The organism is Micromonospora sp. NPDC085948, from assembly GCF_040686315.1.
Taxonomy (GTDB): domain Bacteria; phylum Actinomycetota; class Actinomycetes; order Mycobacteriales; family Micromonosporaceae; genus Micromonospora.
In genome coordinates this window covers 820,240-834,928 of sequence record NZ_JBFBJW010000001.1, presented here as the reverse complement: position 1 = coordinate 834,928, position 14,689 = coordinate 820,240, and the positions used below count along the sequence as shown (strand labels likewise).

Here is a 14,689-nt window from a genome sequence, read left to right as displayed (position 1 = left end):
CTCCACTTCGGACTACTTGCACTGCAGAAGTCGGCGCTGCACTCGCAACCAGCGTTGCACCGCCCATCACATCACACGGCTGATCACGCACGACGAGTCTGGCCGCTTCTCCCGGTCAAAGAAGTCGAGGGGCCACCCGCCTACAGGCTCGTAGTTCGTGGTGCCTCGAGGGCGTAGGACATTAGGACTGCCTCGTTCGAGCTAGGCCCTGTCCAGCCAGGACAGGGCGCGTTAGGGCTTAGGTTCATGATGGTTCTGTGGCATACGAGCTGAGCAGACTCGACGAGCGGCGATTCGAGGAGTTGTGTAGGGCGCTCGCGATGCGAGTGCTGGGCCCGGCGGTCCAGGCCTTTGGCGCGGGACCGGACGGTGGCCGCGAGGCCACCTTCGACGGCGAGGTGTCGTTTCGGCCTGATTGGTGCGGCTACGGCGTCCTCCAGGCGAAGTGCCGCCGGACCGCTGGCGGTGCCGCCGATGCTCAATGGTTGTGCCAGACCCTCACGAGCGAACTGGACCAGTGGCTTGATCCGGGACGACGGCGCGTCACCAACGGCCGGATCCCGCAGTACTTGATCGTTGCCACGAACGTCCGCCTTTCCAGCGTCGCGGGGCGCGGCGGCATCGACCGTGTCAACGACCTGCTCAGCGCATACGGGCAGCGCCTCGGCCTCAAGGGCTGGGCCTTGTGGGACGCCAATCAGTTGTCCGCCTACCTGGACGCCTATCCCGAGATCAGCCGACGTTTCGCGGAATTCCTCACGCCCGGTGATGTCCTGGCTCAGGCCATGGACACCATCAATGATGTCAGCGAGGCCCTGCGTGAGCAGCGGAGCGAAGCCCCGCGTGAGCGGCGGAGCGCGGCCGGAGCGCCGAAGCGCCAGGCAGTCGACTGGGAGCCCTTCGACCTGGGCGTGCACCGCTCGATCAGCCCGGCGGAGCAGGTCGCGACGACGCTGCCGGACTACGTCGGTCGAAGCCATGACGCGCACCTTCGCCGCCTGCTGCATCCCATGCCCATTAACGGGGTGTTCGTCGTCCTCGTCGGTGGCTCGTCTACAGGGAAGACGCGCACCGCATACGAGGCGGTCCTGACGTGCCTGCCGGACTGGGCGCTGGAGTTCCCCACTACCGCGCTCGCCTTGCGGGATCGGCCAGCGAGTCCACCCACCGTCATCTGGCTCGACGAGGCGCAGCGATATTTCAGCTCCCCCCACGGCGAGGCGGCGGCCATCGCCCTGATGGAGATACTGCGATCGAACGCGCCTGTGGTCGTGATCGGCACCCTGTGGCCGCAGTACTGGCAACGCTTCACCACGCAGCCGAACCCGGGCGACGCCGATCCGCACCATGAAGTTCGAACACTGCTGGCCCGAGCCGTCCGCATCGACGTAGCGCCGACATTCTTACCCGCCGATGTCGAACTGGCCCGGTCGCGCTCCGATCCACGCCTCCGCGACGCCATCGCGACCGCCGGATCCTCGAACCGGATCACCCAAGCACTGGCAGCCGGCCCGGACCTCATCGCCGCCTACCGGGATGCCGATCCGTACGCCCGAGCGCTCATGCTCGCCGCAGCCGATGCCCGCGCCGTCGGTCGCGCCGCCGCGCTGTCGGCGACCATGCTCGAACACGCGGCGGCAGGTTATCTCGACGAACAGCAACGGGCCCGCACGGCGCCCTGGTTCGCCGCGGCCATCGCCTACGTCACCCGGATGGCCAAGGGCGCCATCGCTCCGCTGACGCCGGTGCGGTCTCAGCCCGACCTCGGCGAGCCCGACGGCTACGTGCTCGCCGACTACCTCCTTCAGCACCTGCGTCCCGAGCAACATATGTATCCGCTGCCCCCACAGTTGTGGACCGTCCTGCTCGCCGACCCAGGCCCGCTTGAGGACCAGCTACGCCTGGCCAGGGAAGCCGAGGAACGCCACCTCTACCGCGACGCGATCACACTCTGCGCGCCGCCGGCCAACCAGGGCGCACCCGGCGCGGCCATGGCCATCGGCGTGCTCCTCAGCCGGCTCGGCCGGCACGACGAGAGCGACCCCTGGGTAAGGCGAGCGGCCGAACTCGGCCATAAGGGCGCCATCAAGTCGCTCGCACAGCGGTACGCGTGGGACGCGACCTCGGGTCAGGAGGTGCACGAAGACCCGGCTGACGCCGAGCGACACCTGCGACAACTCGTCGCGAACCCTGACGATCTTGACTCTCTTGTTCGGCTCGTGGACCTGCTCACCGACAGCGGACGCAGCGACGAGGCCCACCGCTTGTTGACGAGCCGCGCCGAACAAGGCGACCCCCCTGCACTCGTCGTGCTGGCCAACGTGCTGTACGAGCAAGACCAGCAAGGCGATCTGGAACCCCTGCTGCACCAGCAGACCGCCAAGGGCAGCCCGATCGCCGCGATTCTGCTCGCCGGCCTTCTGGATGACCTCGGCCGCGCAGAGGAGAGTCGGACATTACGCTCGACCATTGTCCAGAGGATCCCCGCGGATGCCCTCCAGTACTGCATCGAACTACTGATCGAGGCCGACCAGTGGCGCGGAGTGGACGACTTGTTGCGACACGCAGCCGAAGAGGGCCATGCCTGGGCCATGCAGCGGCTCGCCGGACTGCTCATCGAGGACGGCATCGAACTCGACGACGATCCCGAGCTCTTCGAAGAAGGCGAAAGCTGGCTGCGGCGGGCCGCCGACGCCGGCGACAAGCACGCGAATCTGCTGCTGCCCAACCTGCTACACCGCCTAGGCAAGACCGAGGATGCGGCGGATGTCCTACAGCAGCGGGCGGCCACCGACGACCAGGAGGTCCTTCTCGATGTTGCCTACGAACTCATGCACCTCGGGCATCACGACGAGGTGAACGAGGTGCTTCGGCGGTTGACCGCCGCTGGCAAACCCCAGGCGCCGGTTCGGCTCGCGCACTTCCTGCGGCAAGCCGGTCAGCCCGAGCAGGCCGAAGCGCTCCTTCGTCAGACAGCCGCCGAGGACCTGCACGCGCTCGTCGAACTGGCCGGCATGCTCGGCGAAACCGGGCGCACTGCTGAGGCGGAACAACTACTGCGTGGCGTGGCGCAACCAACGACGGAAGTGTTGTCGGCGCTGGCCGATGTACTCGAGAATGACGGGCGCGCGAAGGAGGCGGATCGAGCGCTTCGCGACGCGTGCCTGGCAGGTGCCGGCCTCGTTGATCTCGAACTCAGCTTGGAAGGGGTCGAGGCGGAGCAATTGCGCCGCTACGGGCTAGAGTCTGATGGGCGAACCGCAGCGCCGTGGCGCGCACCTGAGCCCACCCCCGAGGTGGGCACGGCAGTCAACGAATTTCCACCGTTCGCGGAGTGGTTCGGTCTGCCCTATCCCCGATATTCGGAGCTGGGGCCATAGGCGCCCAGGGCCGCTGTTCGCGCGGCGAGCGCGGACGAAGCCTCCAAGCATCAGCCCCAGCCAGCTGGCGACGATGCCCAGCGCACCACTGGCTCTGGCTAGTCAATCGACGAGTGCATCGAGGAACTCGGCCATGCCCGTGCCTGAGCACCCGGAGGCGAATTCGCTACAGCAATTTGGCCAGGATGAACGCGTCCCGCACAGCGAGTGGGATCGTTAAGGAGACGGTGATGGAGGTGACACCGGAGCTGGTGCTCAAGCGGGTGAGAGCGGCGCATGGCCGGCTCAAGCTAGAGGGCTTGGACGAGGAATCCCTGGCCGCGTGGCGACACGCGGCGAAGGTGGCCAAGCTGCGGTTGCTGCGAGCCGGTCCGCACCGGCTGCGCAGCTGGTCGTTTCCGGGTGGCATGTCGCTGCTGCTTGTGGAGGTCGACCGCCGGGGCGTCGAGTCGTCCGCGTTGGCGCCACCGGATCAGCCAACCCGGCAGTGGGTTCCGCCTCCGCGTCCACGGCCCCGCACCCAGGAGTTCCTCGGCCGGATCGTCCCTGTCCCCTCGACGGTGCGCCGCCCACACCCGATCGTGCAGGACCTCACCGAGGCGCTGGACTTCCCCGAGCGGATGATCTACCAGCACCGGCCCTACCTGATGCCGAACAAGCGTCGGCCCGTGCAGCGGATGCGCCAGATCTGGCAGGCCATCATCACCGAGGCCGAGTTCCGCGGGTACGAGACGCTGTTTCGGCACAACCGACGGGACCACTACGACAGCGGCCAGCTGATCCTGCGCATCGACCGTGACGACTTCCCGCTCCAGCTCTACGGGGAGCGCGGCAAGCCGCTACAGCTGACGATCAAGGACGTGCATCCGGCGCGGCGCCGCGGCAGCGACACCTGGACCGACACCGCCGACAAGCCCCTGCACAGGCAACTCGGCGAGATCTTCACCCACATCGAGCGGTGGGCCGACCTCCTGATCGCGCGCCGCGAGGCCGAGGAGCGCCGCGAACAGGAGCGCCGACGGGAACGGCAGCGGCGCGAAGATGAGGCCCAACGACAGTTCACCGAGGACCACCGCCGCAAGACCATCCAGGCTCGTATCGGCGAGCGGCAGTTCGCCGACGACGCCCGCGCCTACGCGGCAGCGCTAGCGGCGGTCGCTGACGACTTGGAGCCCGACCGTGCGCAGGAGGTGCGGGCCTGGGCGACGTGGATCCTGCAGCATGCCGACCAGGTGGATCCCCGGCTCAGCCAGGAGGGCATGCCGAAGACGCCAAAGCCCGAGCGCGATGACCTGCTGCCGTACCTGACTGCGGGCCACTGGCACTACTAGCCGTGGTACCAGCGGCGGTTCGGATGCCACGGTTGATAGGGCGGCGCCGCAGAGGCAGTCCTCCCGACGTGCTGCTGTCTCGGTGTCGCCACGGCCACCGATGACGGTGGATCGCTGGGAATTCCGGGCGGGTCGGCCAGCGGGTCAAGGTCATCGGCGTAGGTGTGTGCCCACGCCAGCCACGGGTCGTCGATCGGCATGCCGCCGTTGACGAGATCTGCACAGTAGGAGCGGATGTCCTCGGCCAGCAGCCACGCAGCCACCTGCTGCCGCAGGATCTGGTCGCGGTGCGCCGGCACCACCCGGTCGCGTTCCTGCTGCAGCCGCACCTGCTCCGCCCGCGCTGCAGCGTCGCGGCGGCCACGTAGCCGCCGGCCACGTTGGCGCAGGTCTGTCAGGACGGCGGGCAACTCGTCCTCAAGCCGCTTGCGAGCGTAGTCCTTCCACTCGGCCACACCGGCGTCGGCGTCGGTGACCGTGAGCACCAGGCGCAGCATCCAGCGGGCACCCTTCTCCTCCCGTACCCGCACCTCGAGCGGCTGTTCGTCGACGACCACGCTCAGCAGCGCGTCCGTACCGAACCTGACGGCCCATTCCCGCTTTTCCGCCTCCAGACACAGCGCCTGCAGGAGTAACAGCGTCCGGGAGCGGCTCTCGTCGGACTCCGGTAGGCGGCTGGGCTGCTCACGCAACCGGTCGATCACTGGATGAGGATCCACCAGGAACTCGGGGACCGGCACTGATGAGCGACCTGCCGGCAGGTACTGCTTGCTCGGGTGGCGGCCCCGCCGTAGCTCGATAACCAGGTCACCGGTATTGCGGCCGCGGTGAACCAGATGCCAGCCCTTCGGCACATGTCCGCCAGACCGCAAAGCATGAATGAGTCGACGCCAGGCCGCTCTCACCTGTTCTGGGGGGTCCAGAACCTGCACAGACCCTTCCGCCTTCTCTAGCAGGTCCAACAACCCCTGTACCGAGGCGGGCGGTGTCGTGGAGCCGGGTAGGACCTCCATGCAACGATGCTTGCACACCTCTGTGCGGCTACGAGGGAGGCTGGCGGCTGCTTCGCGACGACCTCTGGTCGGGTACGGGCACACAGGAAGAGGAAGTGGCCGAACGCGCGACATCGGCTGGGCTGTGGAACCTTGACGCTCATCTCCCGCCCCCGACCGCTGCAAGCGGGTACTGAGAAGGCCAGCAGCAAGCATCTGATCTGCGTGCTGGCGTGCGTGGTGTTTCGGCCAGCAAGTAGTTGCGATCAGCGACGACGCACGGCAAACGTGATTCGCTTCGTCTTCCCCGGCTCCCTGAAGTCAAGTCCGGTGCCGTCTTCGAAGGTCATTCGTCCGGTCGGCATAGGTGTCCCGGCGGCCGGGCTCCATGCGGCTGTCTCGCGCAACGCCGCCATCTTTCCGGTCCGCTCAAGGTCGACGGCTATGACGTGGACGCGGCAAACCACGTCGACCCGCCGAGCATCGTCTTGGGCGACCAGGTCCACGATCTGGTCGCCGACGAGGTCGTCGAGCGAGGGCGCCAAGGTCTTCAACGAGTTGACGCCGTACACCCGGAAGGACTCGATCTTCTTACCCGCGACCCACTCGCGCGCTGTGTTGACCTCTTGTGAAGCCAGCGCTCTTCCCACGGCGGTCTCCGATCTCGAGCCTGACGATCGCCAGAGCACAGCCTACGGGTCCTGTCTCCCCTGGTCCTGGGGGGTGATGCCATCCGGCCCAACACTGCGGCACCGAGGCCGTCTGCTGAGGCCGCGTGGGGCAACGACCATGAGAAGTATGGCGAAAACCGCAAAAGCAACCTTTCTGCCAGAACCAGCCTTATCGATTCTAATCGACTTGTTCCAACGCCTAATCTCTAAATCCGCTGACCGATCCCAGGGCATCTAGATCGGTTGCACCGAATGTCAGACGTGGGCGATACCGTGTCAGGTACTACTCTGTCGGGGTGTGCTGACCGCGGTTGCGCGGTCGACCCTCGTTAGTCAGCCCTCTGCAGCAGCGAGAAGCTTATGGTGGTGACCTCGATGCCCCGTCCGCATGAGCCTGTGCCTCAGCAGCGGTTGGCCGACCTCTCAGCATGTACCTGGGAACGGGCGGTTGCTGGGTGACACCGAGCGGTGAGAGTGCGCCAGTTTCGGGCGGCATGGACGCCACCGGGTCCCTCGGAAGCTCGCCGGCCTCTCTTCAGACCAGTGAGTTCGTGGAACGCCTGTACCGCAGCACCAACAGCTATGCGGACCGCTTGACCGCCGAAGAACTCGCTTGGATCGATGTGGACCTCGGTCTCAACGATCATGTCCTGGGTCTGGCTCGCGCCCACCATCAGATCATCATCACGGGTAACCCCGGTGACGGAAAGACGCACCTCATCGAGCGACTCAGGCCAGCGTTAGAGGCGGCCGGGGCGGTTGTCCTTACCGATGCCAACGAATTGTCCGATGACAGTATCCTCTCTCGCTGGCGCGACTGCGACCGCGACCGTCGAGCCATGGTGCTAGCTATCAATGAGTGGCCGCTTTTCGTGCTGCGTCGCCATCCGTTGGCTGTCGACTTCGAGCCACTCAAGGCAGCGCTTCGGCAGGTGCAGCAGGCGGTGTCATATGGCCGGGAGCCTGTGAAGGATGTTGAGGGTCCCGTTCGAGTCCTCGACCTGAGCCTGCGAAATGTGCTTGCTGCGCCCATCACACTCGAGGTCATCGCCCGTCTAACCGATGATCGTTTCTACGCCAGCTTGTCGCCAACCGACCCGGCCGTCGTCAACCGCGAGGCATTGCGCCATCCTCAGGTTCGAGAGCGGATCGCCCTGATGCTTGCGGAGGTTGCACGGCGAGGCCACCACGCAACAATGCGGCAGTTGGTCGGCTTCGTGGCGTTCCTGATCGCCGGAGGGGCAACGGCTGCGGTCCGGCTCGCGAGTCAGGGTTCGCACCGATACCACTACGCGCAGCTTGCCTTCGAAGGCGGCGTCGGACCGCTGTTCGATGCTGTCCGGGAGGTTTTCGACCCCGCTGCCGTAACGCACCCCCGGCGCGACACAGAGCTCTGGCAGGGGACCACAAAGGCAGAAGAGTGGATCGACGGGCTCCGCCCGTCTGCCATACAGCCGATGCCGGCGGATGACCGAGATAACGAGTATCGCGCGCTCAAGCGGCGGTTCTTCTTTGAGCACCGTGACGGTCGGTCGCTTCTCGACCTCTTGCCGAGCGACGAACGCAGCTTCGACAGGCTGGTCACGGAGGGTAACGGAGCAGGCGGAGGCGTTGTCCGGCAACTGCTTCTAGCAATCAACAGGTTCTACGAGCCAGACTGCCCCGATAGCGACCGCGAACGCCTCGTCCTCTGGCAAAGCCACCGCTTCGACGTCAGGGCCCCAAGCACGTTCCTCTCCCTGCACGAGGTCCACCATGGCCGATTCGAGGTAGATCCACCCAAGCTGGCTCCGTGGGTGGACGAGTGGTTGCCCGATGAGCAGCGTCTCGTCCGGACCTTCGCCCTCACCGCTACAGACGAGTACGGCGTGGCGGTCGCCAGCCTCTTGGTCGATCGCGCGTTGTACCTAACGCTTACCGAGGCCAGGTGGGGTCTCGGGCGAACGAGTTGGTCGCGGAGCGCAACTCGGCGCATCACACGATTTGTCGACAGCGTGCACAATTCCGTGGGGCCGAGCAAGACAGAAGTTGTCGATGTGCGAATCCGCAACGTGGAGAAAAATATCGAAGCGAGGTTCGAAATTCAACGTCATCCGGCGAGGTACCGACTGTGACAACGGACCTGAAGACGTTCCTGAATGACCTCTACATCGCCGAGTTCGGACTTGTTCCCACCAACAACTCAATCAAACCTGTGCATGTGGCCAACGGCCTCGGAAGGGCGTTGACGGGACGCGCATATGACTCGGACGCGCTAGCCGAATTTCTTCGGCCATCAATCCTGAACCAGAAGACACGTGAGAAAGTCGAGCGCAACCCGAATAGCGCAATCCTTGAGCGTTACGGCGAGGCGATCACCGGTCGCGATGGTGAGGTCATCGATCGAGACTCACTTAGCACGTTGCGGAACCTTGCCGAAGGCGTGCTGGGGACAGACAAGGCCGTATTCGGCGAAGCGGCACGCTCCTCATACACCCTGTCCAACGAAACACTCCTCACCCGTGACCCATCGGATCATCGCTGCGGCATCTTTCTGGCGCGTTTACTGGCGGCTGGGCATGAAACGGATGCCGCCATCCATATCCGTGAACTACTGTCAACAGACGACGATCCATGGTCGATGCTGGCAATGCCGATGGCGAAGCTCGCTAAACCGCAGGGCGTTGACACCGCAACTGAAGCCGCAATGCAGCATGCCTATGCCCCCATGATCGTTGATGATGCAAGCACGCCTGTTCTTGCTTCACCTACCCTCACCAATCTTCGCCGCTCCTTTGACCGTCTCGCCCGTTTCGAGCAAACCAGCGGTTCGAAGTTGAATTCCCTTCGAAGGCTGGTGACATTCGCCTGCTTCGCCGTACACGTCCATCTGATCTCCCGTTACTCCGAAGCTGTTGAAGGCGCTCCACGCTCCCCGATCCTGCTCGACATGTTCGATGGCTCCCGCACATCCCTGCGCAATGCATCGCGAGCATCTTTTCGGGCTGCGGGCGACACGATCGAGGCGTTGATGCTGCTTCGCATTCGAGAAAGGCTTCAGCCGCAGGTCAGTGCCCGCGGGGCTGAACAAGTGATCGCAGGCCTCCCCACCAAGGTTCAGGACCGGGTCCGGCAGGGCTTCGATGCGTACCGTCACGACGACCAGGTGTCCGAGTTGGAAGCCATTGCTGAGGCGTTCTGGCAGGTTGCCGCGGAAGAGAAGAACCATCCGCGAGGCTTCCTGGCAGACCTTGGGCGCCGCGCTGGTTACCTCACTCCTTGGTCCGTCGCCGGCCGTGGCGGCAAGCAGCAAAAGCGCTATGGGATCAACGCCGAATTCCTCGAAACGCTCGTTGCGGCCACTGTCGATCCAGAAAGGCCGCTCGACTTTCCGGAGTTTCTCGACGAGATTCGCGCGAACTATGGAATCGTAGTCGGACAGCGCTCCGATGACCAGATCGTGCGATGCAACAACCTGGCTCAGAAGCCGTTCGGGACGCCAACTTCCGTAAGCGAGGAGGAGTTGCGACTCAACGTCGAGGCATTGCGCAGGGCAATGCTTGAGGCTGGCTACGCGAAGGCGTTCGCCGACGGGCAGACCGTCATCACTACCGACCCAAAGAGTTTGGCGCTGCTATGACGACGATCGGCCCTCGGGAACAGCTAGTCAGCGAGCTGCTGTGCCGCAAGGTTATTGAGCTGTACGGATCGGTGGGCGTCCTTGTCCGGGACATCCCGCATTTCGACGCACGTACTGTGCTAGCCCGGCTCAGCGGGATCCTAGACAGGTCCGACTTGCGGGTTGCGTTGCTGTCGAGCGATGCCCTGGCTCTGGCCGCCGAGGTCGGTATGCCGGCAGATAAGTTCACCAACAGCGTCCAGCGAGCCGAGCAGTGGCGTAATGACAGAAGCCTTGAGGCGACGATCGTGGTGATCGCGGCCGGAGATCAGGCCCGGCTTTCATCGCTGCAAGATTTCGCTCCCATCGGCCCAGTCGAGCTCAAGGGTCTACTTATCAGGCAAGCACAGCAGCAGCTCGCTGGCGCCAACGATGTACTCATCAGTTGGTGGAAAAGGCTCGGCGGCGACCGCAACATCTCTTTCGGCCAACTCCTCGACTACTACACCTCATTGCCAGACGGGCCTGACCAGGCGATGGAGTTCAAACTGAAGTCGAGCCGGGAACTTCCGCGCTTGGGCCTGCTGGCAGACCCGAAGCTGTTTGACGACGCGAGCGACCGGGCGGTCGCCAATCGCATTCAGAGGAACCGCGATCTGGTTGGTCGGCTCCAAACGCTGACGGAAAAGGACCGGCGTGCAATCGCCGAGAACATCGCCAAGGAGGCCGATCCGAACCGGCGCGCGGCCCTTCGGCGCAGTCTTCGCCTCCTTCGGCAGCTGCGCCGCGGCGAGTCGGCGGATCAGCTCACCGTCGCTGACGCCGAAGATCTCTTCTCGGTCCGCCGGTGGCAACCCCCGCCCCTGCCAGCAGACCATGACGCGGTCCCGCAAACTGGCCTCAACATACCGCCAGATACCAGCACCCAAGGCTCTCACCCCTCGGGCGGCGTCGCGGATGATGGGAGCGGCAATCGGCCGCTCGACACGCCGGTTTCGGCCTCGACTGTCGCTGCGGACGCATTGCTTTCCGGTGACGCGTCCCTTCAGGATGATCTCGACGCCGCCGTGGAATCGGCTGCAGGGGTCAGCGAACTCGACAGCGGGGGAACTCCCGTCGGCACGGAACGATGGGAGGACGAGCTTCCCTCCGGGATCATCGTCCAAGGGCAGGTCTCCGGCGAAGTCGTCGACATCGTGACCCGGCTGGTGGGCGTCGGTCGTTACGGGGGCTGGATCGACGGGAACGACGGCGACATCTGGGAGAGAATCCGCGGCTACCGGGGTGAAGATGACCTCAAGGCAGAGTGGACCAGCCAGCAGATCCTTGAATTCCTCGATAGCCTCGACGACGACGCTGGCCGGGAACTACGTGCACGATTTGAGTCGTTCGACAAGGCTCGAGACAAGATCGTGGGGTATGCGGGTCGTCTGACAGTCGAGCCCCTTGCGGTGGCGGCGGCACGGAATTCAAGGGTCGCGATCTGCGACTACGTCGAGCGGTATCACGACCTATTAACGTGCATCGGCAACACGTACGGGAAGCTGTTTGCGGAGTACACCCAAGATGTCAATCAGGTTATCTCCCAGATCTTGAAGCTTGACACCATTGCCTTTGGGTCTGGCCTGACTACGATCGCGATGCTCACGCCCCTGCATCCCTTGTACCTGTGGCGGTACTCTGAATTCGCGCGCATCGTCGTCGCTCAGCGTGATCGGCTCAGCGCACGCGACCTCCAGTTAGTGAGAGACTCTGCGGGAAAGCTACCTAACTTTCTGACCAGTCTTTGCCTCCCAGATCTGACGCCTGACACGCCACAGGTTCTGCCCCACGTCAGCGACATCGGGCATCTTCCGTACTTCGCGGTTAAGCAAGAACGAAGCGTGGGGCAAGACGGCTATGCGCAAATTCGTCGCATCGTCGAGGCGTTCCTTGAAGCACACCCTCCAGCGCGCCACGGGCTCCGCCTGGCGTTGCTGGACCCGCCCGGCCCAGGGCCCTATCTGAAGCTGTTGACCGACCTGGCGTACAGCGAGAAGATCCAGGGCGCTCACCTCACCGTGCTCTACAAGGGCCGCAACGCTGGAATCCAGTCGCTCGAACTTGATGACGACGACGAGGCGCGGGTAGCGCAACTCTTCCACGCAACCGCAGAGGATCGGCGTTTCAGTTTCGAAGTGCGCGCGCTGCCGGCCGACACGGTGAAGCCACCGGCAGGCATGCTTGCACACGTCCTGGTCGCATTCGACCAATCGGCGGGTATGCAGGATGCGCTCAGCTTCATAGAGCAGCCGGTCCAGCCCCTCGCGATGCCTCAGCGACTTAAGTTTCGCGTATTTGCCAAGACTGTGGACCTGGAACCCGCGCCAGGCGGTCCCTTCGCCGCCTATTTCACTGTCGCCCAACTGATTGCCAAGCAGGCGCCCGCGTCACGCCTGGCCGTGCGACAGGATGGCGACGTGCGGGAACGGCTCAAGGCCGTTGCGGCAACGGCTCCGTGGTTCGTCCTGGCCGATCGGCACGTCGACCGAGACCTCATGCTCGGGAAGCTTCAGGTCTTCAGCGGTCGCGATCGCACCCGTGAAGTAGTTGCATTTGCCGACGCCACCGACCCGTTCCGGCGAGCGCTGCGCGAGGTGGTCCGTCAGTACAACACTGCCGTCAGTGACGCTGATCTTGACGAACTCCTACAGGAGTTAACCGAGCTTCTCGACGTGGGCGCTTTGACACTCACGCCTGACCTCGAACGCCAAGTTGACCAGAACCGGACCAAGGGTTTGCTTGGAACGCTCATCGTGGCGCGGTGGTATAAGAAGAACCGGCCCGCGGATCGCAAGCGTCTGCTCATCAGCCTAGATGACGACATGGCCCGCAGGTGGCTGCACCTTCACGAAGATGCCCGAAGGGCCGACCTGCTCGGGATCGAGTACAGCGAAGAAGGGTGCATCATCACCGTCTTCGAGGTAAAGACGATGCAGGACACCTCGGCTGAGTTTCATATTGATGGTGACACCGCCACCGGGCCGGCGGTCAATCAGGCCCTGTCCACCGGCATGCTGCTTCGTGACGTGTTCAATCCCAACCGGGCGGATGAGCTCATCACTACGCCAGCTCGCCGGGAGATCCTTCGAGCGCACGTGTATCGCGAACTCGCGAAACGCGGCCACAACACCGACGAACGGCGTGCTTGGGCAAGCGCCTCGCAACGGCTGTTTGAAGGCGAGGTGCCTTTCACCATCGAGCTTCATCTCGTCGAGGTCTCCATCGGTGTGGACACGGAGTCACTACGACCGCCCAGGCGTGTGAGCGCCCAGACCGCCAAAGGTCACACGTTTCCGCTCACCGTGACGCAGCTCAACGAATCCGGCGTAGGCGCGCTTCAGCAGGCCGTCGCGCCCGTACCTGAGCTGCCCAGTCCGCTGGAACAAGAGACGCCACCAAGGGCGGAACCTGACAGCCCTTCGCCTTCTGAAGTAGGGCGACCAGTCTCTGCCTTCGCCGAAACGACCCATGCAAGGTCGTCGTCCAACAGAGTCGCAGCCCCTGAGACCGCGGTAGCAGCGTCGTCGTCGGCTGACCGGCCACGCGCGTTTCTTGGTGAAGCTGCCGGGCAGTACGGCAGGCCGGTTGAGGTCTGGTACGACCCGCAGCGTCCGGACCGTCCGCTGGCCAACGGCCACATTGCAATCACTGGTGAGACAGGCAGTGGCAAAACTCAAGCCACCAAAGCGATCCTGCGCGAACTCATGGCAGCGCCGAACGGTCTGCCGGCCCTGATTCTCGACTTTAAAGATGACTACGCGGGCGCGGAGTACACGCGTACCGAGCAGCTGTCCATGTTCGACGCCAGTATCGGCGGGCTGCCCTTCAACCCGTTGGTACCGCCGACCGATCCCGCCTCCGGCCGGGCAAACCCGATGTCGCACGTGCATCAACTCGTCGGCATCCTCAAGCGGATCTATCGGCTTGGGGATCAGCAGGCATACCACCTGCGAGAGGCAATGAAAGAGACCTATACGATCCTGGGACTCGACGGTAGGGCCTTCACACCAGCATCGGACCAGACCTATCTACCGTTTGACGCCATCCGTGAGGTGCTCGAACGTGAAGGCCATGATGCGCTCATCGGGCGCCTGTCGCCCATCTTTGATCTGGGGTTGTTCGCCGGCGATGGAGACGGTGCCACGCTCGAGCAACTGCTCGACGGGCGTTCCGTGGTCCGCCTCAGCCAACTGCCCGGCGAGGAGGTCAAGAATGCGGTGGCGGAATTCCTGTTGATGGCCCTCTACAACCAGCTCATCCGACGCCCACAGCCGCGGGTGCTGAAGCGGCTTGTCGTGCTGGACGAGGCATGGCGTCTCGTCCAATCGCCCTTCCTGGAACCTCTCATGCGAGAGGGCCGGGCGTTCGGCGCGGGTGTCGTCATCGCTACGCAGTACCCGAAGGATCTGCCCGATGCAGTGTCTGGCGCTACGGCGACGAGGCTGTTTTTCAGCCAGACCCAGGTCGACCAGGTCCGTGCGGTCCAGAAAGCCCTGGTCGGAAAGACCAGCGGTCCTGAAGCCGAACGCTTGGCCGAGGCAGTAAGAACGATGGCTCCCCTTACCTGCTTTGTGCAGAACGCCCACCAGACGCCGTACACACGAACCTCAGTTCGTCCCTACTACGAGCGCATCATCGATGTTGACCCGGCGCCACACGATCGCCTCTTCTAGGC

Annotated in this window: 7 protein-coding genes; 5 read left to right on the top strand and 2 right to left on the bottom strand. The window is 64.3% G+C overall.

Translation table 11 applies throughout. The features are described 5' to 3' along the window. Positions 1-257 precede the first annotated feature (257 nt). Together AB0O48_RS04065 and AB0O48_RS04060 are read left to right on the top strand one after the other, a co-directional pair. Complete coding sequence (locus AB0O48_RS04065; protein ID WP_365062817.1) at positions 258-3,380, top strand: hypothetical protein; 3,123 nt, start codon at positions 258-260, stop codon at positions 3,378-3,380. A gap of 230 nt (positions 3,381-3,610) precedes the next feature. Next, positions 3,611-4,711, top strand: a complete 1,101-nt coding sequence (locus AB0O48_RS04060; RefSeq protein WP_365062815.1) for a hypothetical protein — start codon at positions 3,611-3,613, stop codon at positions 4,709-4,711. On the opposite strand, the gene AB0O48_RS04055 is transcribed toward AB0O48_RS04060, so the two are convergent. Both AB0O48_RS04055 and AB0O48_RS04050 read right to left on the bottom strand, forming a co-directional pair. Next, positions 4,708-5,724, bottom strand: a complete 1,017-nt coding sequence (locus AB0O48_RS04055; RefSeq protein WP_365062813.1) for a hypothetical protein — start codon at positions 5,722-5,724, stop codon at positions 4,708-4,710. The two genes, AB0O48_RS04060 and AB0O48_RS04055, sit on opposite strands and share 4 nt — an antisense overlap. Before the next feature lie 245 nt (positions 5,725-5,969). Then, the gene (locus AB0O48_RS04050; protein ID WP_365062812.1) at positions 5,970-6,353 is read right to left on the bottom strand and encodes a hypothetical protein; all 384 of its coding nucleotides are present in this window, start codon (positions 6,351-6,353) and stop codon (positions 5,970-5,972) included. Positions 6,354-6,925: 572 nt separating this feature from the next. On the opposite strand from AB0O48_RS04050, the gene AB0O48_RS04045 reads away from it, so the two are divergent. The 3 genes from AB0O48_RS04045 to AB0O48_RS04035 are packed head-to-tail and all read left to right on the top strand — an operon-like array spanning position 6,926 to position 14,687. Next, on the top strand, positions 6,926-8,488 hold the full coding sequence (locus tag AB0O48_RS04045) for a hypothetical protein (protein WP_365062810.1): 1,563 nt from the start codon (positions 6,926-6,928) through the stop codon (positions 8,486-8,488). Then, complete coding sequence (locus AB0O48_RS04040; protein ID WP_365062808.1) at positions 8,485-9,993, top strand: hypothetical protein; 1,509 nt, start codon at positions 8,485-8,487, stop codon at positions 9,991-9,993. The genes AB0O48_RS04045 and AB0O48_RS04040 overlap by 4 nt, the downstream gene beginning before the upstream one ends. After that, positions 9,990-14,687 (top strand): DUF87 domain-containing protein, encoded by a 4,698-nt coding sequence (locus AB0O48_RS04035; protein ID WP_365062806.1) that lies wholly within the window; start codon positions 9,990-9,992, stop codon positions 14,685-14,687. Before AB0O48_RS04040 ends, AB0O48_RS04035 begins: the two co-directional genes overlap by 4 nt. Positions 14,688-14,689 lie beyond the last annotated feature (2 nt).